The organism is Pseudomonas caspiana, assembly GCF_040224095.2.
In the GTDB taxonomy this organism is placed as follows: domain Bacteria; phylum Pseudomonadota; class Gammaproteobacteria; order Pseudomonadales; family Pseudomonadaceae; genus Aquipseudomonas; species Aquipseudomonas caspiana.
In genome coordinates this window covers 4,692,521-4,717,467 of sequence record NZ_CP167995.1, presented here as the reverse complement: position 1 = coordinate 4,717,467, position 24,947 = coordinate 4,692,521, and the positions used below count along the sequence as shown (strand labels likewise).

23 protein-coding genes are annotated in these 24,947 nt (G+C 56.0%); 11 read left to right on the top strand and 12 right to left on the bottom strand.

Annotated elements, in window-relative coordinates; genetic code table 11:
• Nucleotides 1–148 precede the first annotated feature (148 nt).
• The gene (locus ABRP31_RS21380) at nt 149–1,141 is read left to right on the top strand and encodes a hypothetical protein (RefSeq protein WP_349969841.1); all 993 of its coding nucleotides are present in this window, start codon (nt 149–151) and stop codon (nt 1,139–1,141) included.
• A gap of 43 nt (nt 1,142–1,184) precedes the next feature.
• On the opposite strand, the gene ABRP31_RS21375 is transcribed toward ABRP31_RS21380, so the two are convergent.
• Together ABRP31_RS21375 and ABRP31_RS21370 are read right to left on the bottom strand one after the other, a co-directional pair.
• Entirely contained in the window at nt 1,185–1,874 is a 690-nt protein-coding gene (locus ABRP31_RS21375; RefSeq protein WP_349969843.1) for a hypothetical protein, read from the bottom strand.
• 116 nt (nt 1,875–1,990) lie between these two features.
• Nucleotides 1,991–3,133: an OpgC domain-containing protein gene (locus ABRP31_RS21370; RefSeq protein ID WP_349969844.1), complete on the bottom strand. Its 1,143-nt coding sequence runs from the start codon at nt 3,131–3,133 to the stop codon at nt 1,991–1,993.
• A 301-nt stretch (nt 3,134–3,434) separates the two neighbouring features.
• Between ABRP31_RS21370 and ABRP31_RS21365 the strand changes: the two genes are divergently transcribed.
• From ABRP31_RS21365 to ABRP31_RS21355, 3 genes are read left to right on the top strand one after another with little or no spacing between them, the layout of a single operon-like run.
• Complete coding sequence (locus ABRP31_RS21365; RefSeq protein WP_349969846.1) at nt 3,435–3,806, top strand: GtrA family protein; 372 nt, start codon at nt 3,435–3,437, stop codon at nt 3,804–3,806.
• Nucleotides 3,803–4,732, top strand: a complete 930-nt coding sequence (locus ABRP31_RS21360) for a glycosyltransferase family 2 protein (RefSeq protein ID WP_349969847.1) — start codon at nt 3,803–3,805, stop codon at nt 4,730–4,732. Before ABRP31_RS21365 ends, ABRP31_RS21360 begins: the two co-directional genes overlap by 4 nt.
• 23 nt (nt 4,733–4,755) lie before the next feature.
• A complete protein-coding gene (locus ABRP31_RS21355) occupies nt 4,756–6,258 on the top strand; it encodes a hypothetical protein (protein ID WP_349969848.1) in 1,503 nt (500 codons plus the stop codon).
• 17 nt (nt 6,259–6,275) lie between these two features.
• On the opposite strand, the gene ABRP31_RS21350 is transcribed toward ABRP31_RS21355, so the two are convergent.
• Both ABRP31_RS21350 and ABRP31_RS21345 read right to left on the bottom strand, forming a co-directional pair.
• On the bottom strand, nt 6,276–7,889 hold the full coding sequence (locus tag ABRP31_RS21350) for an FMN-binding glutamate synthase family protein (protein ID WP_349969849.1): 1,614 nt from the start codon (nt 7,887–7,889) through the stop codon (nt 6,276–6,278).
• A gap of 214 nt (nt 7,890–8,103) precedes the next feature.
• A complete protein-coding gene (locus ABRP31_RS21345) occupies nt 8,104–8,469 on the bottom strand; it encodes a hypothetical protein (protein ID WP_087264652.1) in 366 nt (121 codons plus the stop codon).
• Nucleotides 8,470–8,664: 195 nt separating this feature from the next.
• Here ABRP31_RS21345 and ABRP31_RS21340 point away from each other — a divergent pair, with 195 nt between their 5' ends.
• From ABRP31_RS21340 to ABRP31_RS21330, 3 genes are all read left to right on the top strand, one after another.
• Nucleotides 8,665–8,946: a type B 50S ribosomal protein L31 gene (locus tag ABRP31_RS21340; protein WP_087264651.1), complete on the top strand. Its 282-nt coding sequence runs from the start codon at nt 8,665–8,667 to the stop codon at nt 8,944–8,946.
• 165 nt (nt 8,947–9,111) lie between these two features.
• Entirely contained in the window at nt 9,112–10,203 is a 1,092-nt protein-coding gene (gene ddlA, locus ABRP31_RS21335) for a D-alanine--D-alanine ligase (protein ID WP_349969852.1), read from the top strand.
• A complete protein-coding gene (locus ABRP31_RS21330) occupies nt 10,200–10,607 on the top strand; it encodes an NUDIX domain-containing protein (protein WP_087264649.1) in 408 nt (135 codons plus the stop codon). The genes ddlA and ABRP31_RS21330 overlap by 4 nt, the downstream gene beginning before the upstream one ends.
• A gap of 7 nt (nt 10,608–10,614) precedes the next feature.
• Here the strand turns inward: ABRP31_RS21330 and ABRP31_RS21325 are convergent, their stop codons facing one another.
• The 8 genes from ABRP31_RS21325 to gap all read right to left on the bottom strand — a co-directional run bounded on the left by ABRP31_RS21325 (nt 10,615) and on the right by gap (nt 19,510).
• The gene (locus ABRP31_RS21325) at nt 10,615–12,123 is read right to left on the bottom strand and encodes a sigma-54-dependent transcriptional regulator (protein ID WP_087264648.1); all 1,509 of its coding nucleotides are present in this window, start codon (nt 12,121–12,123) and stop codon (nt 10,615–10,617) included.
• Between the two features lie 214 nt (nt 12,124–12,337).
• On the bottom strand, nt 12,338–12,694 hold the full coding sequence (locus ABRP31_RS21320) for a DUF5064 family protein (protein ID WP_087264647.1): 357 nt from the start codon (nt 12,692–12,694) through the stop codon (nt 12,338–12,340).
• A gap of 111 nt (nt 12,695–12,805) precedes the next feature.
• Nucleotides 12,806–13,261 carry a YbaN family protein gene (locus ABRP31_RS21315; protein WP_349969854.1) on the bottom strand — a complete coding sequence of 152 codons (456 nt, stop codon included), beginning with the start codon at nt 13,259–13,261 and terminating at the stop codon, nt 12,806–12,808.
• On the bottom strand, nt 13,258–13,872 hold the full coding sequence (locus ABRP31_RS21310) for a biliverdin-producing heme oxygenase (RefSeq protein ID WP_349969856.1): 615 nt from the start codon (nt 13,870–13,872) through the stop codon (nt 13,258–13,260). The genes ABRP31_RS21315 and ABRP31_RS21310 overlap by 4 nt, the downstream gene beginning before the upstream one ends.
• Nucleotides 13,873–13,991: 119 nt before the next feature.
• The gene (locus tag ABRP31_RS21305) at nt 13,992–16,601 is read right to left on the bottom strand and encodes a TonB-dependent receptor (RefSeq protein WP_349969857.1); all 2,610 of its coding nucleotides are present in this window, start codon (nt 16,599–16,601) and stop codon (nt 13,992–13,994) included.
• Between the two features lie 120 nt (nt 16,602–16,721).
• Nucleotides 16,722–17,687 carry a FecR domain-containing protein gene (locus tag ABRP31_RS21300; protein WP_372488969.1) on the bottom strand — a complete coding sequence of 322 codons (966 nt, stop codon included), beginning with the start codon at nt 17,685–17,687 and terminating at the stop codon, nt 16,722–16,724.
• Between the two features lie 66 nt (nt 17,688–17,753).
• The gene (locus tag ABRP31_RS21295) at nt 17,754–18,272 is read right to left on the bottom strand and encodes a sigma-70 family RNA polymerase sigma factor (RefSeq protein ID WP_349969859.1); all 519 of its coding nucleotides are present in this window, start codon (nt 18,270–18,272) and stop codon (nt 17,754–17,756) included.
• Nucleotides 18,273–18,508: 236 nt separating this feature from the next.
• Nucleotides 18,509–19,510, bottom strand: a complete 1,002-nt coding sequence (gene gap, locus ABRP31_RS21290) for a type I glyceraldehyde-3-phosphate dehydrogenase (protein ID WP_087264643.1) — start codon at nt 19,508–19,510, stop codon at nt 18,509–18,511.
• A 219-nt stretch (nt 19,511–19,729) separates the two neighbouring features.
• Between gap and edd the strand changes: the two genes are divergently transcribed.
• The 4 genes from edd to ABRP31_RS21270 all read left to right on the top strand — a co-directional run bounded on the left by edd (nt 19,730) and on the right by ABRP31_RS21270 (nt 24,874).
• A complete protein-coding gene (edd, locus tag ABRP31_RS21285; protein WP_349973798.1) occupies nt 19,730–21,556 on the top strand; it encodes a phosphogluconate dehydratase in 1,827 nt (608 codons plus the stop codon).
• A complete protein-coding gene (locus ABRP31_RS21280; RefSeq protein WP_087264641.1) occupies nt 21,553–22,530 on the top strand; it encodes a glucokinase in 978 nt (325 codons plus the stop codon). Before edd ends, ABRP31_RS21280 begins: the two co-directional genes overlap by 4 nt.
• A gap of 139 nt (nt 22,531–22,669) precedes the next feature.
• Entirely contained in the window at nt 22,670–23,407 is a 738-nt protein-coding gene (locus tag ABRP31_RS21275; protein ID WP_087264640.1) for a response regulator, read from the top strand.
• Between the two features lie 60 nt (nt 23,408–23,467).
• Nucleotides 23,468–24,874 (top strand): ATP-binding protein, encoded by a 1,407-nt coding sequence (locus ABRP31_RS21270; RefSeq protein ID WP_349973810.1) that lies wholly within the window; start codon nt 23,468–23,470, stop codon nt 24,872–24,874.
• The last annotated feature ends 73 nt before the right edge of the window (nt 24,875–24,947 follow it).

Here is a 24,947-nt window from a genome sequence, read left to right as displayed (position 1 = left end):
CGCTAATAAATCGCTTGTGTAGGAAGTGTCTGATTTTGGGTGTTGATTGTTGACTCGAATGTTAAACGCTGGTTACGTCGATTTTGTCAGTCACAACAGTGCTTGACATAAAGCATCTAAATAGCAATTTAATTATTCAGGAAATATCATGAACAAGAACAAGAAATGGGTTTTCAGCACACTCGCGTCTGCAGTTTTGTTAGCTTCTTCGTGCCAGCTATTAGCGCAAGCTGCTGACTGCGATGATCCGACTGTTATGGACGTGGTCGTCGAAGAGCAGATCAAGATGGGTAGCGAACCTGTTGAGTTAGGTCTGGAGTCGCAGTCGACTATCGAGCCTGCGCTAGTGCCCGAAGAACAGAATGCGGTAGAGGCACCAGAGTTTATTGTGCTATCGGACAAGATTCACCAGATTCAAGAGGTACTGGAAAATAGCCGATCGGTGCACCACTATAGCTTTACATCTGTTCGGGGTCAGGATGTATTGCTGGGGACGCCGGAGCCGAAGATGCTTAATCAGCTGTGGAAAGTCGAGTATCAGGTGAACGGCAGTGACTGGAAGGTCAAAGCTGTTTCATTTCCAGAAGCCTTTCGCGGGCTGGATGCTGGCTCCGTTGTTAATATTCGTGTGAGCGTGGTGGAGGGCGCGCAGGTGGAGAATATTCATTATAAGGTCGTTATAGGCTCTTACCCTAAGATGACCTACGATTTACATCATCAAGAAGGATTTCTGAGGATACCTTATGGCTTTACCAAGCCCAAATTTTTGGCCACGCAAGCAATTGACAACTCTTTGCTGGAGGCAAAATTCTGGGACTCCAAAGGGGCTCCACTGGAGGGCGGTGAAATTAGTCTAAGTTTTTCAAATATAGGATCCAAGGATATGGATCCTGTGGTTGTGGTTTCAGGAGGTGACGGGAAAGCCTTAAAATTAATTACGTTTGAAAAGTGTGAAGGAGGATGGCTCGCGGAAAGCTTTATTCATAAACAGGAGAATGGGAAGAATACATGGGCTACCCGATATAAGGTTGGGTCATATGTTGGTACTAACGTTTTGCTTGAGGTTTTAGCTGATAAGCCTCATGAGTATAATTTCGGACATATCTGTAATCGTTTTTTAATTAATTGGACTAAGCACTAGTAATTAGAGGCGCACTGTCATTTTTACAGGGCGCCTCCATGGTCTAAGCTATCAAGTCGATAAGTGAGCTTTCCCGCTTTTCTGCATTTTCTGCAACTTGCCGGACCCAATCTTCGTTAGGGTCCTTCTTTCTGTAGCTCATTGTTCCATAGTCAATTACCTGCTGGAAATTCAAGAGGCTAAGTTCATATTTACCTCCGAATTTCTCGGTGTCGTGGTCGACGATCGACATGATAGTTTTAGCGTGGCTTTGAACCGAAGCTGTGAAATCTTTGAATGAGTTCATCGCTTTAGTAAGGCGCTCTACTTCAGCGTCATTCAGATTTCCTTTAGGGTCCAGCACCTTGATTTGCGCCTCGCCATCAAGCGTGTAGCTCCAGTTTTTTACGGCTAGGTCAGGGTCAAGAAAGTGTAACTCTTTCATGAATTTTTCGAATGTCTCATTAACGTTTTCAAGGTCATCTTCGGCCTGCGCATATTGATTTATGATCCACTCCTGCCTGGTCATTGGGATCTTTTGGTACTTGCCACTCTCAGTGTCAAATCCATAACTAGTCTGCCCATTCCACGGCTCCTCCTCCTTCGTATAAAACTCCTTCGCAAATTTCTCCGCTCCCGTCAGGATGCGCTCCGGCTTCACGGCAGTCGCTTTCACCTCCTGTTCAACCTTGTTGGGGACAGGCACAGACACGGGCAGTTTTACTGGACTTGATGCAACGGCATTGATGTTCACGAGAATTCCCTCTCTTGGTTGGTTGTCTCCCTTTGCGTAGCGGCCGGTGGTTGTAAAACTTGGCCTGATAACGCTGTGGGAAACTTCCGAGAGGGACTCTTATTGAGACGCTGTTCTCAAACAGCGACCGCGTTAGCGGGTTTGGGTTTGCCAAGACGTTTATTAAAATCGAGCCAGGCAGCCATCAACATCATCAGCCCCAGACCGACGATGGCGGTGCAGACTTGCATCGGCCAGGTGTCACCGGCCAGCGCGTTGATCATGTCCGCCATCGGTGCGAGCAATACTCCCAGACAGAAGATTTCCAATGAGTAGCGACCCATTCGGCACGTCTGCTGCGCAGGCCAGCTCTGCACCCACGTGTTACGGGCTGGCAGCAGTTTGGCGACGCAATAGGCCAGCGCCAGGAAATGCAGCAAACGCATCGGCCCCAGATCAGTCTTGTTGATCGGATACAAGCCGTCGGCAACGAACTGCGGCATCAGCACCGGATGCAATGCTGGAAATTTCCAGGAGAACGCCATGACCGCTGCAGCCAGCACATACAAGGCGCAAAGCATGAACAGCGGCTGTTGCGTGAGGGGACGTTGATCGACTTTGATTGCCGGTTTGGCCTCGGACGTCAGCGCGCAGGCACCGCCGAGCACGAACAACAATTGCCACGCCACCGGGTTGAAGTACCAGACGCCGCCGCCCTCATAGGCGGAAATATTCCAGCCTTCCAGCGGCACCATCAGGTATAGCCCGATCGACAGGCCGACGGTCAGGGTCATGTTGCGTAACATCATCGGCAGGATTACCGGCAAGGCCAGCAACAGCAGAATGTACAGCGGCAGCGGGTCGGTCAGGTTGGGTTTGAAGCGCAACAGCAACTGATCAGCCAAGGCTTGCTGCGGGTCAGCGACAAAATGTTGCAGGCCCATCTCCTGAATCATGTCGCGGGTTTCGACGTAATGATTGGCAACGAAAACAATGCCCATCAACAGCGTCAGCAGGAAGATGTGCACGACGTAGAGCACCCATGTCCGGCGCAATATTCGTACGGTCGAAACCACAAAGCCGTCGCGCTGGGCAATGCGGCCGTAGGCAAGGATCGCGGCGTAACCCGCCAGGAAGACGAAAATTTCCGCAGCGTCACTGAAGCCGAAGTTGCGTACGGTCAATTGGGCAAGAGGGTTGTCAGGCACGTGATCCCAGAAAATGAAGATCAGCGCCAGGCCCCGAAAGAAGTCGATGCGCAGGTCGCGTCCGTTAGTCATAACGGTAGGCTCTTTAATGTCGTAATGGATAAAGATCAGCCGCGAGGGCTCTAGGTTCCGCGCCGCCGGTCACTCAGGGTGTCCTGACGGGTTCGGCGGCGCGGCAGGGTGGAGGATTTTTAGCGCAAATGCAAAGGCAAGCTAATTACAGAATGTCTCGATGCCTGTGATGCCCTCAATAGGGGCTCCGACCATTGGTCATACGCCGTTCAGGCGTTGTTCTTTACTTAGGGGGTCATCCAGCTGTGCTGTCGGTTGTCAGGGAAGCCGGTACATTAAGTACAGCCAGGGTGAGGCACGAATGACACCAGATCTGAAGGGGTTTTTACGTTACGTGTTGGTGGGCATCTCCAACACCGTCATCCATTGGACGGTGTTTTTTGCCCTGTGCCTTGGATGGCACGCCCCTCAATCGTTGAGCAATGTCGCAGGCTTTGTCGCTGCTGCGTCCTTCTCGTTTTACGCCAATGCTCTTTATACCTTCAGCGCACGATTGTCATGGTCGGGCTATCTGATTTTCATGTCGCTCATGGGGGCGCTGAGCTTCATTGTTGGCCATATTTCAGATCGGCAACAAACACCGCTACTAGTGACGGTGGTTGTTTCTTCAGGGCTTAGCCTGGGTCTTGGCTATTGCTGTTCCAGGTATTTGATTTTCAGGAGGCACTCTTGAAAATCTCGTTGATAGCGCCGGTTTTCAACGAGGCCTTGTCTATTCCCCTGTTTTACCAGGCTGTCCGCCAGGAACCGGGGTTGCAAGGGATTGTTCTGGAGATTGTCTTCATCAACGACGGCAGCACCGATCCAACGCAGCAGGTGGTCCGGCAGCTCATCGCCGAAGACAACGACGTGTTGCTGGTTAATTTGTCCCGCAATTTTGGTAAAGAGGCTGCTCTTCTAGCCGGTCTCGAATACTCCAGTGGCGATGCAGTCATTCCTATTGATGTGGATTTGCAGGACCCGATAAGCGTCATTCCACGCATGATCAATGAATGGCAACGAGGTGCTGATGTGGTGTTGGCCAGACGCCAGGACCGTTCAGCTGACAGTCGTTTGAAGCGTTACACGGCTGCGCTGTTTTATCGCGTTATGAATGTCATTGGCAGTACACGGATTGAAGCAAACGTAGGTGACTTCCGTTTAATGGATCGTAAAGTTGTGGACGTTATAAAAGCGCTGCCGGAGCATGAGTTGTTCATGAAAGGGTTACTTTCCTGGGCCGGATTCCACACCGTGATTGTTGACTATGACCGCGCCGTGCGGATCGCGGGGGAAACCAAATTCAATGCAAGGAAGCTGTGGCATCTGGCACTGGATGGCGTCACTTCTTTCAGCACATTACCGCTGCGAATCTGGACCTATGTCGGCTGTACGCTTTCGTTATTTGCGGTTTGCCACGGGGTTTACCGTGCGGTGGACGGGTGGGTGCTAGGGCACGAAATACCGGAATATTCGCTGCTGATGACCATACTATTACTTCTAAGCGGTATTCAACTCATCGGCATTGGCATACTCGGCGAATATGTGGGCCGAATGTATATGGAGGTTAAACACAGGCCGCGTTACGTCGTGCAGAGCACCGTGGGTGCTCATGAATAATCTGCGTAAGGCGGAGATGGATAATGAGCAGCGTACTCAGTAAGGAGTTGTCGCGGAGAGAGGTATTCTGGTTTTATCTGTTTGCTGTCAGTGTCTTTGTTTTTCCGATTGTTCAGGTGGATTATCTTTTTTATGACGATAATCAGCGGGCCTTATTGCTGATTGAAAGTAATTGGCGCAATGAAGGGAGAATATTGATAGAGTTTTTTTATCGCGTCCTGAGTTTCACCTCCGAAACCCCTAATCTGTTCCCGCTCGCCTACCTTTTCGCTGTTCCTTCGGCTGCTTTTGGATTACGTGCGCTGGCATACCATTATTTCTTGCAATGCAAGCTGACGGATTGTCTGGTGTTACTGCCGTTGTTTTATAGCCCTTTTTCACTGGGTATATTCATTTATCAGTACGACGGTCCTGCCGTCATGATCGGAATATCCGCAGTCATTTACTCCGTCGCCTATGAATCTGGACGGAGTAGCCTGAAATTGTGGATTCCAGCACTGTTGGTTGTTGTGGGGTTGGCAATCAATCAGTTGACATTCAATATATTGCTTGGCCTTTACTGTGTTGAGGCCGCGTACGCTATATCGCGCGGTTTGCCGTTTGATGAGGTCATGAGGTCAATCTATCTTAGAGCGGCGCACGTTGTAGTGGCTCTAGTAATGTATGGGATGACCGTGTATCCGCTGATGAGTGATGAACGCATTCCTTTTGTTCCGATTGATGCGCATTGGCTGACGGAAATAATGACACGCCTGCACACTGTGATTGACCGGATTGCATTGTTGGTAAACCCGGGTAATCAATGGTTGTGTGTGACGCTAATTATAACGGCTGCGCTTGGTTATCTTTTTGCAGTCCCCGGTATCTTGAAACGTGCCATTCCTTCGAGCCAGAAAGCGGTGTTGCTGAGCCTCTACTTCATGGCCATCCCGCTCTTGGTTATGACTGTCCCGGGGTTTACGTTACTATTGAAGATTTTTGATCCTGCGGCGAGAGTCTTGATTGGACTCTCTTCCCTGTTAATGGGCGTTATGCTCTTTGCGCATTCACTTTTGGGGCGTGTGAATGGCGCCGCACGTTATGTGCTAATCGTGCCAGTGCTGTGTATGCTTTCTTTTTCTTTCATGTTCGGACGGGTATTGCTCACGCAAAAAAAACTGGAAGACAGTGTGCTGCACTCGTTAGCTTACGATATCAACTCCAGAGTTGAACTGCGGGAAATCAACTATCTGTATTTAGTGCCTCCCGAGAGTGCGCAGAAGTGGTTGCCAGCCAGTGCCGATACGTTCCGTGAGGTGCCCGCGCTCAGTTATGTTTTGAATCGAAATGTTCTGTTTATCCCGGAGCAGCTTCCAGCTGTGGGTATCGAAAATGTCAGGGGGCTGCCGAGCACAGTATTCAATGCCTTGAATGAAAAAACAAAAGTAGTTGATAACAGGTTCTATGATATTTACCAAGGGGAAGGCGGTGGTTACATCCAATTGAAGAATGTAACCACCTACCAGCCTGAGCGGAGTGGCCAATGACGCTGTTGATGTACGTGTCAGGCAATCGCATTAGGCTCAAAACTATCAGCCCGCGCCATCTGCCACATGTTTGAATAAAAACTGCCGTCCACCTCGCCCGTCAACAACTGCCCCGGTTCCAGAAAGACATGGGACTGGGAAAACAGTTTGATTTCGGTAGCCGACATGCGCCGCACCAGATGCTTGGCTTCCAGTTGCGAAGGATGATCCAGACCCGCTGCCGCGAGCATTTCGGCCAGACCTTTGAGCGTATTGCGATGGAAGTTGAAGACCCGCTGAGCCTTGTCTGGCACAACCAGTGCACGTTGCCGCAGAGCATCTTGAGTCGCGACTCCGGTGGGGCATTTGTTGGTGTGGCACGATTGCGACTGAATGCAGCCAATGGCGAACATGAAGCCGCGTGCCGAGTTGGCCCAGTCGGCGCCGATGGCCAATACGCTGGCGATATCAAAGGCGCTGACGATCTTGCCGCTGGCACCCAGTTTGATCTTGTCTCGCAGGTTCAGGCCAACAAGCGTGTTGTGCACAAACAGCAAGCCTTCGCGCATAGGCACGCCCATGTGGTCGGTAAACTCTACGGGGGCGGCGCCTGTGCCGCCTTCGGTACCGTCGACCACGATGAAGTCCGGCAGGATGCCGGTTTCGAGCATGGCTTTGGCAATGCCCATAAACTCCCATGGATGGCCCAGGCAGAACTTGAAGCCCACCGGTTTACCGCCCGACAGCTCGCGCAACTGAGCAATGAACTGCATCAGTTCGCACGGCGTGGAGAAAGCGCTGTGGCGTGATGGTGACACGCAGTCTTCGCCCATCATGATGCCGCGGGTTTCGGCAATTTCCTTGGTGACTTTGTGTTTGGGCAGAATACCGCCGTGGCCTGGCTTGGCACCCTGGCTCATCTTGATTTCGATCATCCGCACCTGAGGGTCGTTGGCCTGCGCGGCAAAACGTTGCGGATCAAAGCGACCATCTGCCGTCCTGCAGCCGAAATAACCGCTGCCTAGCTCCCATGTCAGGTCTCCGCCGTGTTCGCGGTGATAGGGGCTGATGCTGCCTTCACCGGTGTCATGGGCGAAGTTGCCAAGCTTCGCGCCCTGGTTCAAGGCACGAATGGCATTGGCGCTGAGTGAACCAAAGCTCATTGCCGAAATATTGAAAATCGAGGCCGAGTACGGTTGCGTGCATTGCGGACCACCGACGATCACCCGAAACGCGTTCGGATCGCTCAGCGGTGCAGGTCGCATGGAGTGGCTGATGAATTCGAAGCCGGTCTGGTACACATCAATCAGCGTGCCGAACGGCCGGTCGGCCGACTCGTTCTTCGCCCGCGAGTAGACCAGCGACCGCTGTGCACGGGAGAAGGGCAGGGCATCGCTGTCGGACTCCAGCAGGTACTGACGGATCTCCGGGCGTATGGCCTCTACGGCGTAGCGAATGTTGCCGAGAATCGGGTAGTTGCGCCGCACCGAATGGGGCGACTGCAGCAGATCGATTATCCCCACCAGCGATAGTAAACCGGTCAGCAGCGTGAAGGGCCACAGCCATTCGTGGTGCCAGAACGGGATGCTCAACAGGGTGAAAAGCACACAACCAACGAAGAAGGCGTAACGACTGAGAATCGACAGACTCATACGGTTTCCTGGGCTAATGACGGCGGTTTTTCGATTTGATTTTTTTGTATTCGTGGCGCAGCGCTTTGCCTGGTCGCGCAGCTCTGCTGCGGCTGTTCAGCAGGTTGTGCGTCAGGGTGCAATAAAGCAGGAATTGCCTTCTGGTTTCTGAAGAGCTATCGGCAGGATTGAGGATAGCTGAATGATGCGGATTGAGCGGTGCCGAGGGGCTGATTCAGTCCTCCAGCACCCACGGCTTGATGCGGCGCATGCGTTCGGCCATTTCATAAACATCTTCTCGCCCCTCAAGGCTGGTCCAGCGCAGATGTTCGATCAATGTCTGTTCTTTCGGGTTGAGCGCGACAAAGCCCAACTCATCTGCCTTGCGCATAAACGTATCGCGAGGTTGCGATGGCGTGCTGGCAGCGATCACTTCCTGGAGTGCGCTTTGCAGCATCGATACGTATCCAACCAACATTGATGGGTTGCACAGCACGTCAGTCTTGTTGACATAACCGTCGAGCAGACGCAGCGAGTCCCTTGCTTCGATCAGGCGGCTATAGGCTTGAAGGGGTATTTGATAGTGATCTGGTTGAGACATGGCTTGTTTCCATCCGGCCAATACGCCAGGAGACCAGTCCCGGACCGTTGATCCAGCAACGGCGGGCGAACCTTAGCGGCTAGTGTCGGCCTAATCAAGTTCACGAATGATGCAAGTCACAACAATCGATTTTGGTCGGGAACGACTGATATGTTATGTTGTAACTCAAATATCAACTGACTAGCTGGAGGCATCATGAGACCTGATATCCACCCAACCTACCGACAAGTGCTGTTCCATGACACGGCGGCTGATGTGTTCTTCCTCATCGGTTCGACGGTCGATACCGATCGCACGCAAAAACACAGCGACGGCGAAACCTATCCTTACGTAGCCCTCGACGTGTCCAGCGCTTCGCACCCGATGTACACCGGGCAGCAGCGTAAAACCACCACTGAAGGCCGGATTGCGGGCTTCAATAAGCGCTTTGCCACGTTTGGCTCTGGCGCGAAGAAAGACACCGCCGAAGCTGAATGACGCGGTATCGGTCTCACGGCATGGATGATCAAAACCTGATCTTCCATGCCGTGAGATTTTTTTTGCCTTTTCTTTGACTTCTGACGACCAGATGCACGCATCGCCGCTGGACTAAAAGGCGAATTTGCTTTTGACTCTGCGGCCTGTAAATCAGGAGTTGTCGCTTTGAAAAAATCAGTCGCCATCCTCTTCGGCGGACAATCCAGCGAACACGAAGTCTCGCTGCAGTCAGCCAGGAACGTGATCAATGCGATCGACCGCGGCACCCACGATCTGACGTTGATCGGCATCGACAAGTCGGGCCGCTGGCTGCGCTTCGATGAAAGCGATTACCTGCTCAATGCCAGCGACCCGGCAAAGATCAGCCTAAGTGCTTCGGGCAAGCGCCTGTCGTTACTGCCGGGCAGTCTGGGTGGGCAATTTGTGGAAGTGGGGTCGGGCGTAGAGTTGCCGCGCATCGACGTTGTGTTCCCTTTGATTCACGGTGCATTCGGTGAAGACGGTTCGTTGCAGGGGCTGTTGCGCTTGCTGGCGATTCCTTTTGTTGGCCCGGACGTACTCGCCTCCGCAGCCTGCATGGACAAAGACGTGACCAAACGGTTGCTGCGCGATGCCGGTATCGCTGTGGCGCCATTCGTGGTGGTCAGTCATGGGGAATCGGTAGAGTACGCGACCGTCGTTGCGCAGCTTGGCTTGCCGATGTTTGTCAAACCTGCGAGTCAGGGCTCGTCGGTGGGCGTCAGCAAAGTCACCGATGAAGCCGGTTATGTCGCCGCTCTGGCGCTGGCCTTTGAGTACGACCACAAGGTGTTGATCGAAAAAGGCATCGTTGGACGTGAAGTCGAATGCGCTGTACTCGGCAACCGTCAGCCGCAAGTCAGTGTCTGCGGTGAAGTGATCGCCAATGACGAGTTCTACGCCTACGACACCAAATACCTGAACGGTGATCAGGCGCGTATCGCGATCCCTGCTGAACTGGCGTCCGATGTCAGCGACGAGGTGCGTGACGTTGCACTGCGTGCGTATCAAGTGCTGGGCTGTGCCGGTCTGGCACGGGTGGACTTCTTTGTCACTGACGCGCGGGACATCATCATCAATGAAGTGAACACGATTCCCGGTTTCACCTCGATCAGCATGTACCCCAAACTCTGGCAGGCCACAGACTTGTCCTACTCCGGCCTGATTGATCGTCTGATCGCGCTGGCACTTGAGCGAGCCGACGAAGCGCGACAACTCAAGACCGAGATCTTTTCATGAAGCTGATTCATATCGCTGCGGCGTTGTTGATCGGGGCGGACGGGCGGACCTTGCTGGTACGCAAGCGTGGCACGCAGGCGTTCATGCAGCCGGGTGGCAAGATTGACGCCGGTGAGTCTGCTGCCCAGGCGCTGGCTCGTGAGCTTGAGGAAGAACTTGGGTTGCGTATCGATCCGGCCAGCGCCGGTTACCTGGGCTCCTTCGCGGCACCTGCCGCCAATGAACCAGGGTTCGAGGTGCGTTGCGAATTGTTTGAAGTGCGCACCAATGTCCAGGTGGTGCCCGCGGCCGAAATTGAAGAAATCGTGTGGGTCAGCGCCGACAGTCATGGACAACTGAATCTTGCACCGCTGACCCGGGATACGATCCTGCCGATCTATCGGAACATGCTCGCCGAGGCCTGATCATCGATCAGGCTTTTGCGGGAATTCCGTATTTACGCAGGCGATGGGCAATGGCGGTGTGCGAGGTCTGCAAGCGCGCCGCCAGTTGTCGGGTCGACGGATAGTCGGCGTAGAGCTTTTCCAGCAACGCTTTTTCGAATGAGTCCACGGCCTGTTCAAGGCTGCCGACTTCGCCATCAATTTCACCGGCAACGGCCGTGCCGGCGATATCCAGATCACCAATGTCTACCAGATTGCTTTCACTGATCGCAGCCGCGCGAAAAATCACGTTCTGTAACTGACGCACATTGCCCGGCCAACGGTTGCCCAGCAATGCCGGGTAGGTGCCGGTCGCGAGGCGGCAGACCGGACGCTGAATCTGTGCACAGGCCTGTTCCATGAAGTAGCGCGCCAGCAGCAGGATGTCCTGTCCGCGATCACGCAAGGGCGGGACTTCCAGATTGAGCACGTTCAGGCGGTAGAACAAGTCCTCGCGAAAGGTGCCTTCGCTGACCATTTTCTCCAGGTTGCGGTGCGTCGCACTGAGGATGCGCACGTTGACCTTTACTTCCTTATCCCCGCCGACGCGCCTGAAGCTGCCGTCGTTGAGGAAACGCAACAGTTTGGCTTGCAGGTAGGGCGACATCTCGCCGATTTCATCGAGAAACACCGTGCCCTGATTCGCCAGTTCCATCAGCCCCGGTTTGCCGCCCCGTTGTGCGCCGGTGAACGCGCCGGGGGCGTAACCGAAGAGTTCGCTTTCGGCGAGGTTTTCCGGCAGGGCGGCGCAATTAAGCGCCAGGAAAGGCGCGGAGTGTCGGGCGCTGGTCGCATGGCAGGCGCGAGCCACCAATTCTTTGCCGGTGCCGGTTTCACCCTGAATCAATAACGGCGCATCCAGTGCTGCAACCCGTTGCGCACGGGCCTTCAACGTGCGGATAGCCGTAGACTCGCCCAGCAGAGCGTCGAAGCCTTCTGCATGGTCGTGGTGCAATGCCGACAGACGTTCGCCAATTCGGCTTGGCTGGTAGAGGGTAAGCAGCGCGCCTGCATCAGTGATTGGCGTGGCATCCAGCAGCAAAGCTTCGCCGTTGAGGGTGACTTCACGCAGGGGTAAACGAAAGCCGTTTTCCAGTAGCGCGCTGTGCAGACCCGGATCGGCAAACAACTCGGCCACCGGTTCACCGGCAGGCTCGCGCCCAATCAGCGCGATCAACGCCGGGTTGGCCAGCAACACATGCCCGGCACTGTCCAGCGCCAATACCGGATCGGTCATGGCCGCCAGCAGTGCATCCAGTTGCAGGTGACGGCGTTGGCCGGGAAGAATATCAACGACCGTGATGGCTTCAACGCCACGCACGCGGAACAGCGCGTCCTTGAGTTCCTCCAGCACTTGATGGCTGAGAGTGGGAGCGTCGATGTAAACGTTGGGCGGCACCATTTCTACCGCATCCAGATTCAGATTGCGCCCACCCAGAATGGCCAGGACTTCCTGAGTGATGCCGACGCGGTCGATGAAACTGACGTGTATACGCATGGGGCGCTAAAGATTCTGGGCGAAGAGGGGGGCGATTATGCCAGTAATCAATTGCTACGGAGTCAGGAAGTGGGTTTGGGTTGCCGGGACCAGATTCTGTATTGACTAAGCGGCTGCCATCGCTGCCTTGCGTTGCTCGTGAGCTCCTACATCATTTCTGTAAGAGCTCACGAGCAACGCGAGGCAGCGATGGCGATTCATCAGGAACAAATTTTCAAACCAAATGTTCAGGCTTCACCGGCTCGCCCGGTTCAATGCCCAGCTTGTCGTGAACGTCCTTGAACATCCGGTCATATTCCTCATGCATCGCCAGCGGTACCAGGGCCGTGGGGGGCATTCCGTGTTTGACCGCGATCTGGTTGGCGTTATGAGCAAAGTTGCAAGCCAGGTCTTTTGGCAGTTCGAACTCATCCTCAAACGCTTTACCCCCGACTTCGCCCTGCATCTTGAAATGCATGCACTTGCCTTCCTCAGGATTTTCGCTGACCTCGTAATGGATATGGATGTCGTAGCCAAAATCCGACGCCTGCAGCGGCGCGCGGGTGATGTGCAAATGGCCTGGTTCGAACATGTCAGTGCCCCTTGATTGATCGGTAAGTGTTCCGGTAGACCCTATGAGTCTATTGACGTTCGGTTGAGCACCAACCTTAGATCAACGGGAGTGACAGGGGCATGACGTGGATCAGGGGGCGTCGCTTACCGGCTCTGGTCGCGACCAGATCCACAGGTTGCCTAGTACCATGCCACCAATGGCTGCATATACCGGCCAGCCGTGCATCAGGTAAAGCATCACAGCTGCACAGACCAGCATGCTGACAGTTGCGCTGATCTTGGCTTTACGCGTGACCCGGCGACCGTTGCGCCAATTGCTCAGGATGGGCCCGAACAGCTTATGGTTTTCCAGCCACGCACTCAGCCGCGGCGAGCTTTTTGTGGCCGCCCATGCAGCCAGCAGGATGAACTCGGTGGTGGGCAAGCCAGGGATGAAAATAGCCGCGATGCCTATACCGAGGCTGATATAAGCGAGCATGCCAAACAGAAGGCGGGAGAGTCTGGAACCGGGTGGTTTGGAGGTCATGGTCAATACAGGCAGGTTCAGAAAGCCCGGCCAGCTTAACAGCACCGGGCGTTTTTTCATGCTTGAACCGACTCGACCTTTGGCGCGTGGGCGTAGGCGTGTTGCAGCAGCACATTGAAACGCTCGAAGGCGGCGATGGCACCTTGATCCGCCTGAGCCTCTTCCTGTTCGGTAAGGTCCAGTCCGTCCAGCGTTCTGATGAAGCTTTTCCAGCCCTCCGCGCGGCCCCCCGCAGGCTCGCCCAAGTGCCGCGCACCGAAGGTTTCACTCAGGTTCAGCGCAGCGGCACGCTTCATCAAAAATGCCGCACCGAGTTTGGAACCCTCTGACACGAACAGCCAGCCCATGGCCTGGGCCTTGGTCGGGTTTTGCACCGCACCGGCGATTGCGGGGGGAGTGTCGGTGTTCAGGTCGGCAAGATCGGCTTTAGCCTGTTCTGCGCGGCAGCGTGCAGGCAGATCAGGGACGATTTTCTTTAGCTCGGCGTCGTTGTACAGATCCTGCAGTTCAGCCTGGAACAAATACTGGGCAACGACGAAGCGCTTGTAGCTTTCCAGTGTTTCAAAAGGCGCATTGGCTTTCACTGCCTTGTCGAGTTGCTCGTGTGGCGCATGGGTAATCTGGTTCAGGCGCTGAGAACGCAGGGCAGGGCGATTGTGTTCGGAGGTCATTTGGGTTCTTCCCTGGCAAAAAAATGAAGAGGCTGTTGAATAGACGTATGACTCACCCTTGAAGCGTAAAAAAACATGCCGCCGACGATCATCGACGGCACGCTTCAGGGGGGGATTGTTTAGATATCCCAGACCACGTTGACGCTGAAGTTGCGGCCGGGCTGAGTCAGGCGATCCAGGTTGGCCGGAGCGGTGACGGCCGCTTCGCCAGCGTTGTCATAGCCGCGCACGTCGTCCCATCGCCAGTATTTTTTGTCAGTCAGGTTGTACAGGCCCGCATTCACGGTTACATCGTTGGTGACCTTGTAGTACCCGCTGAGGTCCAGAACACCGAAACCTGGCGTCTTGAACGGGCTCGATGAACCGTCTGGCTCGTTGAAATCAAGGTCACTCACACGGTCCTTGCGTTTGACCAGTGTCCAGCTGAGCAGGCCGCCATAGTTATCCTGTTCATAGCCGAGACCGAATACGCCGGTCAGTGGGTTGATGCTATTGAGCGGCTCCCCGCTGTCGTTGTTACGGCCATACAGATAGCTGACCGCGCCTTGGGTATAAAGGCCTTGTGGTGCGCCAAATGTATCCAGGTTCAGGCGGCCTTTGAGTTCAACGCCCTTGACGGTGGCGTGAGCGATGTTGTTGGCCCGAAAGCTCGCTCCGGTTGCAGTGCCAGGCTGAATCTGGTCTTCATCAATGAAGTCGCGGTATTTGTTGTAAAACACCGCAACGTCGAAAGAGCCAGCTTCAAAGCGACCACGCAGTCCGGTTTCATAGCTCTTGCTCTTTTCCGGCTCAAGGTCAGGGTTGGGCTCGACGGTGTATCCGCTTTGCAGGTTTTCGAAGCGTCCGTAAAGCGCCTTGGCGCTTGGCGTCCGGAAACCCTCTGCATACTGGCCATACCAGGTGTATTGATCATTGAAGGCGTAAGTGATGCCCAGCTTGGGTGAAACGCGGTGCCATTTTTTGCTCTCGTCGCTGACACTGTCCCGATCTGCTCCAACGGTGGTGAGGAATTCCTCGGTGATGTGCGGATCCAGACGGGTGTAGTCGTAGCGTGCTCCCGGCAAAAACGTCCAGTTATTCCAGCGGATTTCATCCTGAGCAAACAGGCTGTAGGTGTTGATGGTGGGATCCGGGAAATCACTGGCGGGCGCCAGCGTATTCTGTGGAAGAGGCTGGCCCACCGCGCTGCAAGTACCGAAACCTGCTGTCGAAGCGCAGACTTCACCGCCGGTGCGTAGGCCGGTGACTTTCTGTTGCTTGAGTGTGGTGCCGTAGGTTAACAAGTGCTCGGTATCGCCAATGCTGAACGCCTTGTCCAGTTGAGCATCAAGAATCCATTGTCGATCCTTGTAAGTGGTCTCCCGGGAACGCCACACATCGCGAGCGATGGGGAAATAACGTTCCAGCGTGGTCTGGTCGGTCTTGGCGATCTGATAATTCAGACTCAACTTCACGTTGTCGACCAGCAGGCTGTTGAGCTCGAAGCTGTTTTCCAGACCAAACCGCTCACGGCTGATAGTGTCGTTCCCGGTGCGCCCACGGTAAAAATTCAAGCCGGTGCCTACGCCGCCAGTGAACAGGCCACCGACTGCGCTCAGTTGGTTGGTATCGCGATCATCTTTGTACTTTTCGTAGGTCAGGCCCAGGCGGGAGCCTTCGCCATAGTTCCAGCCCAGTTTGGCCAGAATGTTGGTGGTACGCGCATCTTCCGGGTTGGCTTCAGTGCGCTCCAGCCCTGTGCCACCGGTACTGCCATAGGACTCGGTCTCGTGACCGTTGCGCTGGCTCAGGTGCAGGAGGCCGTCGAAGTCGCCCTGGCGGCTGGCAAAAGTACCTGAGGTCAGCCAGCTTTCATCGGCCGAGCTGTAGCCGGTTTTCAGGCGCGCACCTACATCCTTGCCGTCTTTGATGATGTCATTGGCATCCAGCGTGTAGTAACTGACCGCGCCACCAATGGCGCTGCTGCCATAGAGCGCCGACGCCGGGCCGCGCAGAATTTCGACGCGTTTGACGATTTCCGGGTCGACGTAATTACGGTGGGTGTTGGCATACGGACCGGAGAAATAGTTGTCCGGCACTTCGACGCCATCGACCTGGGTCAGGATCCGGTTGCCATCGATTCCGCGGATGTTATAGCCGGTTGTGCCGGAGCGCTGGCCTGCACCGCCCACGGAAACCCCGGGCTCATAACGCACAAGGTCGCGAATGGTGTTTACGTTCTGCCGATCCAGTTCTGCGCGCTCATGCACCGACACCGAGCTGGGGACCGAGGCAACATCCTGAGCCTGACGCGTTGCACTGACCGTGATCTGGTCCAAGGCGACAACCCCGGCGCTGCGCTTTTCCAGCACCACGTTGTTGTTGCCCACAGCGCGATAGTTCAGGTTCGAACCGGCCAGCATTTTTTCCAGTGCGTTGGCTGGCGACAGCGAGCCGCGTACACCGGGGGAGGTGACGTTATTGGCCAGCTCGGAAGAAACCCCTACTTGCCAGCCGGTAATGCGGCTGAATTCGTTAAGTGCCGAGGCCAGTGGCTGCTGCGCGATGTTGAATGCATAAACCCCGGCAGTCCGGGTCGGTGCCGCTGTTGTGTCGGCTTCGCTGGCAGTGGCCGCATGCAATGGGCCGGACCAGCCAGCGGCGGACAGAATCGCCAGGGTCAACAGCGAGAGTGCAGACTTGTGCAGCCCGGCGGTGCGGGACGCATGGGGCGTGGCGGGATTACGCATTGTCGATGGGGCTCCGTTGTGCAGTCTTTTTAGTATTCTGCAGCTGTCGTTAATACGAATCAGTTGCATTGGCTAAGACGAGACGCGCGACGGATGGCTATCGAGTAAAAATAATTTTATTTAGTTGAGAATGACCAGTGCAGGCAGTTCATGTAGTTGGGCTGACGTGATGTGCGCCAGGGAGCGAACCACGTCCACCGGGTTGTCCAGGCGGTAATTTCCGGTCACTGCAACGCCGTTCAGTTTGCTGTTGGTGTTGACGATCCAGCCGGGGTAGTAGCGGCGCAGCTCTGCGAGGACTTCGCCCATGGGGCAGTTATCAAACACCAGTCGACCCTGAATCCAGGCCAGATCCTTGGTCTGGTCAAGCGTTTGTCGATGACTGAAGCCGTCAGGCCCCACCCGGATACTGTCGCCACCGGCGAGCTTCACTGCGTCGTTACCCTTCGAAGCACGAACATCCAGTGCCCCGCGCTGCACCTGGATTTGCGCAACGCCATCCAGGTAGCGCACGGCAAAAGCGCTGTCATTGGCGCGCATGCTAACTGCGCCTGCAAGCACCTCCAACGGCGGCCCCTGACTGACCGGCACTTCGAAGAACGCTTCACCCTGAAGCAATTTGGCAACCCGGCTTGTGTCCGTCACATCGCTTGAAAAGGCTGAGTTGGTGTTGAGCAGCACTTTGGAGCCGTCATCGAGTTGCAGGCGCTGACGTTCACCGACTACCGTCAAGTGATCAGCCTGCATGCGAAGACCCAGATTACTGAAGCTGAATACGCCAATCAGCAGCACTGCGGCGGTTGCCACAGGTATCCAGCGGGAACGCAGACGGCGCCAGCGTGATGGCTGGCTGGCGTCCAATTCGACTGCCGCCAGAGCAACCGGTTGTGAGTGCCAGATCGCCTGAACCTTGGCAAAGGCCTCTCGATGGGCAGGGGCGGCTGCCAGCCAGGCCTGAAAGCGGGCCTGTTGTTGCTCGTCGCTGTCATCCAGCTCGATCAGCCAGTTCAAGGCTTGATCCATCACGCTGTCGCTCAATACTTCTTCGGCGATGGCGCGTGCGCGATGGAATTCAGGGTCCTTCACGGGAAGTCCTCGGTCGTTCTTGTACGTGTCGGCCGAAGCCGGATTTGCCGCAGACTGCTGCAACGTTCAAGGGTGGTCAAGCCTTGTTGCAACAGCCACACAGATCGCCATGATCAATTTCAGCTCCTTCTGCACGGTGCTCGCGGACACACCAAGCTGTTGCGCTATCTCCACGTAACTGAGGCCCTGAAGGCGGCTGAGGCTGAAAATCCGTTGTTGGCGAGGCGTCAAAGTGGCGAGGCTTTTACTGAGATCTTCAACCATGCGTTTAGCGTGGGTTGCATCTTCCAGCGATGTTATCGGGGCACTGACGTTTTCCATCTCGGCCGTCGTCGCGTCATCGGCGAGCGTGCGGTCTCGTACGCGTCGGGCGCGCAGGTGATCCAGCGCCAGATTGCGGGCGGTCTGAAAAATAAACGGTTCCAGATGCTCGATGGCCCGGTTGCTCAACGCACCGGTTACACGCAGATATGTTTCCTGAAGCAGGTCCTCTGCGGTGCTGGGATTACTGACAATCCGCTGCAGAGTGCGCAGCAGAATGGATCTATGAGAGACAAAAACTTCGTTTAAACGCGATTGACTCACCGTGGAGTACTCGACCGAGAAAAGCAGCGGGTGATAATGCTTCTCATCCGCTTATCTGGTCAAGTGGCGTTCTGCGCTTATATGAGATTGGGCGGGTTTCTTATGGGAGCAGAGCTTGCTCGCGATAAGGCTGGATGCGGTCCAAAGTGAACCGCGTCCAGCCTTATCGCGAGCAAGCTCTGCTCCCACAGGATTACATTCCAATTCAGGAATGATGGTTCCTCAGGCTGAGAGTTTCACTGCGCGTTATGCAGCGCCAGGCAGTTGTCCAGCATGCGGTTGGAGAATGCCCATTCGTTGTCGTACCACGCCAGAACTTTAAGCAATTTACCGCTGACCTTGGTGTGATTGGCGTCGAAAATAGACGACAGCGGGTTATGGTTGAAGTCGTGAGAAACCAGCGGCAGGGTGTTGTAGCCCAAGACCTTCGAATGCTGGCTGGCTTCTTTCATCAGCGCATTGACGTCCGCAGCGGTGGTGTCGCGAGTCAGTTGTACGGTCAGGTCCACCAGCGACACGTTGATCACTGGCACCCGCACCGCCATGCCCGTCAGTTTGCCCGCCAGTTCCGGCAGCACCAGACCCACTGCTTCGGCTGCTCCGGTCTTGCTCGGGATCATCGACTGAGTGGCCGAACGCGCGCGGTAAGGGTCAGTGTGATAAACATCAATCAGGTTCTGATCGTTGGTGTAGGCATGAATAGTGGTCATCAGGCCGCTTTCGATACCCAGTTCACGGTGCAGTACTTGCGCCACCGGCGCCAGGCAATTGGTCGTGCAGGATGCGCTGGAAATGATTTGATGCGATTGACGCAGCGTGTCGTGGTTCACGCCATAGACGATGGTCGCGTCGGCGCCTTGAGCCGGTGCCGAGATAATGACCTTGCGAGCACCGGCAGTCAGGTGCGCGGCAGCCTTGTCGCGGCTGGTAAACAAGCCGGTGCATTCGAACACGACGTCGATGTTCTGGGCTTTCCAAGGCAACTCGGCAGGGTTGCGAATGGCGCTGACCGCAATACGGTCACCATTGACCGTCAGGCTCTCGCTGTCACATTCGACTGTGCCGGAAAAAGGCCCGTGAACCGTGTCGAAACGCAGCAGGTGAGCGTTCATCTCGCTGTCGCCCAAATCATTGATGGCGACGACCTGCAGGTCTTGGCGGTAGCCTTGGGTATACAGTGCGCGTAGGACGTTGCGGCCGATGCGGCCAAAACCATTGATTGCGATACGAAGAGTCATACAGCCGTCCTTTCTGAATTTGTTGTTGGAATTACAAGATTATTCGCATAGAAATAGAAAACAAGCCTTTTTAGTGGCAATATTTTGTTTTATCTACAACGAGAAGCCTGTAAGGCCAAAACAGTTGATCGAGATCAAGCTTTTACAGATAAGGCCTGTGCCTCGAAATCTGCAAGGTCTGAAACGGGTGACCACATACGTTAGCCTGGAGTTCAGCACATGCATCCCCGCATCCTTGAAGTAACCGAGCGGCTGATAGCCCGTAGTCGCGAAACCCGGCAGCGCTATCTGCAACTGATTCGAGGCGCCGCCAGCGACGGCCCGATGCGCGGCAAGCTGCAGTGCGCCAACTTTGCTCATGGCGTTGCAGCCTGTGGTCCTGAAGACAAAAACACTTTGCGCATGATGAACGCGGCTAACGTTGCCATCGTGTCCTCCTACAATGACATGCTCTCGGCGCATCAGCCGTACGAGCACTTCCCGAGTCAGATCAAACAGGCTTTACGTGACATTGGTTCGGTCGGTCAGTTTGCCGGTGGTGTACCGGCCATGTGCGACGGTGTGACACAGGGCGAGCCGGGCATGGAGATTGGCATCGCCAGCCGCGAAGTCATTGCCATGTCTACTGCCGTAGCGCTGTCCCACAACATGTTCGACGCCGCATTGATGCTGGGCGTCTGCGACAAGATCGTGCCGGGCCTGATGATGGGCGCGTTGCGCTTTGGTCATCTGCCGATGATTTTCATCCCGGGCGGACCGATGGTTTCCGGTATTTCCAACAAGGAAAAAGCTGATGTCCGTCAGCGCTATGCCGAAGGCAAGGCCACTCGTGAAGAGTTGCTCGACTCGGAGATGAAGTCCTACCACGGCCCAGGCACCTGCACCTTCTACGGCACCGCCAACACCAACCAGTTGCTGATGGAAGTCATGGGCCTGCATTTGCCGGGGTCTTCGTTCGTCAATCCGTATACCCCGCTGCGTGATGCGCTGACTGTCGAAGCCGCACAGCAAGTGACGCGCATGACCATGCAGAGCGGCAACTTCATGCCCATCGGTGAGATCGTCGACGAGCGTTCGCTGGTCAACTCGATTGTCGCGCTGCATGCCACCGGCGGTTCCACCAACCATACGCTGCACATGCCGGCCATCGCTCAGGCCGCCGGTATTCAACTGACCTGGCAGGACATGGCCGACTTGTCTGAAGTCGTGCCGACCCTGACCCACGTTTATCCGAACGGCAAAGCCGATATCAACCACTTCCAGGCTGCTGGCGGCATGTCTTTCCTGATTCGCGAATTGCTGGAAGCCGGTCTGCTTCATGAGGACGTCAACACCGTGCTGGGGCGTGGCCTGAGCCGTTATACCCAAGAGCCATTCCTGGAGGATGGCAAGCTGGTATGGCGCGAAGGCCCGATTGAAAGCCTCGATGAAAACATCCTGCGTCCTGTCGCCAAAGCGTTCTCTCCTGAGGGCGGCTTGCGTGTAATGGAAGGCAATCTGGGGCGCGGTGTGATGAAGGTTTCGGCCGTCGCCCTGGAGCACCAGATTGTTCAGGCCCCGGCAAAAGTCTTTCACGATCAGCAGGATCTGGCGGATGCGTTCAAGGCTGGAGAACTGGAATGTGATTTTGTTGCAGTCATGCGCTTTCAGGGGCCGCGCTCCAACGGCATGCCTGAATTACACAAAATGACACCATTTCTTGGTGTGTTGCAGGACCGGGGTTTCAAGGTCGCACTGGTAACGGACGGACGCATGTCAGGCGCATCGGGCAAGATCCCGGCGGCCATTCACGTCTGCCCTGAAGCCTACAGTGGTGGCCCTTTGGCACTTGTTCGGGATGGCGACATTATCCGTGTGGATGGCGTAAAAGGGACCTTGCAAGTTTTGGTCGAACCGGCAGAATTGGCCGCCAGAGAACCTGCAGTAGGCCATCTGGACAATGCGGTCGGCTGCGGTCGCGAGCTGTTCGGTTTCATGCGCATGGCCTTCAGCTCCGCCGAGCAGGGCGCCAGCGCCTTTACCTCGAGTCTGGAGACGCTTAAGTGAAGTTGGCCTTGGTCGGTGATATTGGCGGTACCAATGCACGTTTTGCCATTTGGGAAGACGACAAGCTGCATTCGATCCGGGTATTCCCGACCATCGACTACGCCAGCCCGGAGAAAGCCGTAGAGGTTTATCTTCAGGATCTGGAGCTGCAACGGGGCGACGTCGGTTCAGTCTGTCTGGCGGTTGCCGGGCCGGTGGACGGCGATGAGTTCGAGTTCACCAACAGCCACTGGAAGCTCAGCAAGTCGGCTTTCTGCGCGAACCTGAAAATTGACGACCTGCTGTTGATCAATGACTTCAGTGCAATGGCATTGGGCATGACGCGGCTGGCCGATGACGAGTACCTGACAGTCTGCCACGGCATCAGCGAGCCAGATCGGCCGCGTGTGGTGGTGGGGCCAGGCACCGGGCTCGGGGTTGGCACCTTGCTCAGTGTCGGTGTCAATCACTGGATGGCCTTGCCGGGCGAAGGCGGGCATGTTGATCTGCCGATCGGCAATGCGCGTGAAGCCATGTTGTGGATGCGGCTGATGGCCGAGCACGAACACGTCAGCGCCGAAACCGTCCTCAGTGGTGCCGGTTTGTTGCTGCTGTACCAGGTCAGTTGCGCGCTGGATGACATCGAGCCGGTGTTGAAATCTCCTGCAGCAATTACTTCGGCAGCCGTTGCGGGTGACCCGGTGGCGGCCGCCGTGCTGGAGCAATTCTGTGTGTTCCTCGGGCGTGTGGCAGGCAATAACGTCCTCACCGTGGGCGGTCGTGGCGGGGTGTACATCGTTGGCGGTGTCGTGCCGCGCTTTATCGATTTCTTCATGAACAGCGGATTCAAGCGCGCCTTCGCCGAGAAAGGCGTGATGAGCGATTACTTCAAAGGCATCCCTGTCTGGCTTGTAACGGCCGAGTATCCAGGCCTGATGGGAGCCGGTGTGGCTTTGCAGCAGGCATTTGGCGAGGAGCGCGCGGTAGAGTTGTAGTTTTTCTGTGTGCGCTGCCGAAGGCTGCGATGAAGGTGTGTCAGGTAAACCGCCTTCGCAGCCTTCGGCAGCTCCTACAGGGTTTGTGTTCAGGTTCCATCCCTAACAATAACGATCCATAGCAACAAGGACGATCCCAGTGAGCTCAGTCAGTAAATCGATCCTGCTGGTCGATGACGACCAGGAGATTCGTGAGTTGCTGCAAACCTACCTGAGCCGCTCCGGCTTTCAGGTGCGTGCCGTCGGAGATGGTGCGGGCTTTCGTCAGGCATTCAATGACGAACCCGGCGACCTGCTGATCCTCGACGTGATGCTGCCCGACGAAGACGGCTTCAGCCTCTGCCGTTGGGTACGCCAACATGTTCGCCATCCCCATGTACCCATCATCATGCTCACCGCCAGTTCCGATGAGGCAGATCGCGTGATCGGTCTGGAGCTGGGCGCGGATGATTACCTGGGCAAACCTTTCAGCCCGCGAGAGCTGGTCGCGAGAATCAAAGCCTTGCTGCGCCGCGCGCAATTCGGGCAAGAGCGCGCTGGTGGTGACGTGCTCACCTTCGATGAGTGGCGGCTGGATATGGTCAGCCACCGGCTGTTCCACAGCGATGGCGAGGAAGTCATCTTGTCCGGCGCCGACTTTGCGCTGCTCAAGCTGTTCCTCGATAACCCGCAACAGATTCTCGACCGCGACACCATCGGCAATGCCACGCGTGGCCGGGAGTTGATGCCGCTGGAGCGAATCGTCGACATGGCGGTCAGTCGTTTGCGTCAGCGCCTGCGTGATACCGGCAAGTCGCCGCGGCTGATCCGGACCGTGCGTGGCAGCGGTTATCTGCTGGCCGCCAATGTGATCTGCCAAGCCAGCAGTGGTTACTGAGTGCTAATCAACGAAGCACCACGGCGCTGTTTGCCGCTGCCACGCTCGTTGCTGGGGCGCATGTTGCTGCTGACCCTGCTGGCGGTGTTGCTGGCTCAGGCGTTATCCAGCGTGATCTGGCTGTCTCAGTTGCGCGCCACGCAAATGGAAGGTCTGGTCACCAGTGCACGCAGCCTTGCGCACTCCATGGCGGCCAGCGTCAGTTACTTCCGGTCCTTGCCGTTGGCCTATCGCCCGTTGGTGCTCGACCAACTGCGCAGCATGGGCGGCACGCGTTTTGTCGTGTCTCTCAACGATCGTCCGCTGGACATGAAAGTGCTGGATGCCACGCCGCGTAAACAGGCAGTACTGACTGCCGTCGACGACGTGCTGCGCCAGCATCTGGGCAACGATCCAGCCATTGCCGTGTGGTTCGTACGCCCTGAAGACCTGCGCATCTTCAACAGCGGCCTGACCCTTGATGAGCTGCCGCGCTCCTGGGCGCATTACGCACTCAGCCTGGAGCCTGTTAATCCACCCGTGCTGGTGACGCAAATCGAGCTGGCAGCTGGGGAGTGGTTGTACATCGCGTCGTTGCTGCCCGAGCCTTACACCACTCTCGAAGAGCAGGACCTGCCGCTGCAGCAGGTCTGGTTCATCCTGCTCACCAGCGGTTTTCTGTTGTTGTTCATCGGCTTGTTGGTGCATTGGCAGAGTCGCCCGCTCAAGCGTCTGGCGCGGGCTGCGCGAGACATGTCGCTGGGCGCGGACGTCGAGCCGGATGTTGAAGGCGGTGCCAGTGAAGTGGTGGAGGTCAGCAGGGCGTTCAGCGCCATGCGCACTCGGATCAGCCGCTACCTGACCGAGCGGGGGCAATTGTTCAGCGCCATATCCCATGACCTGCGCACACCGATCACCCGCTTGCGACTGCGTGTGGAGTTGCTCGAAGATGAGGCCCTGCAAGCCAAATTCACCCGCGACCTCGATGAGCTGGAGTTGTTGGTCAAAGGCGCGTTGCAATGCGTCAAGGACACGGACATTCACGAGAACATCGAGGCTGTGGACCTCAATCAGGTGCTCGACTGCCTGGTTGAGCCGTACTTGTTGCCCCAAGGCAATGGCAACGCGACGCAAGAGGGTAAGGCGCTGGGGCCTTATCCCGGTAAGCCGCTGGCCCTCAAGCGTTGCATTGGCAACCTGATCGACAACGCCCTCAAGTACGGCACCAAGGCGCATATCAAAATCGAGGACAATCTTCAGGCTTTCGTCCTGCACGTGGACGACGAGGGGCCGGGCGTACCCGAACAGCGCCTTGAGCGGGTCTTCGAACCGCACTTCCGGCTGGCAGGCAATCAGCAGCAAGGCTACGGCCTGGGCCTGGGCATTGCTCGCAACATCGCACATAGCCATGGCGGCGAAGTCAGCCTGCAGAACCTGCGTGGTGGTGGGCTGCGCGTGACGTTGTATTTGCCTAGAACCACAGAGTAACTGACGACGTTGGACCCTTGTGGGAGATTTCACCGCGTTCGGGAATGTAACCATCCTGTGACCATCGCACGTC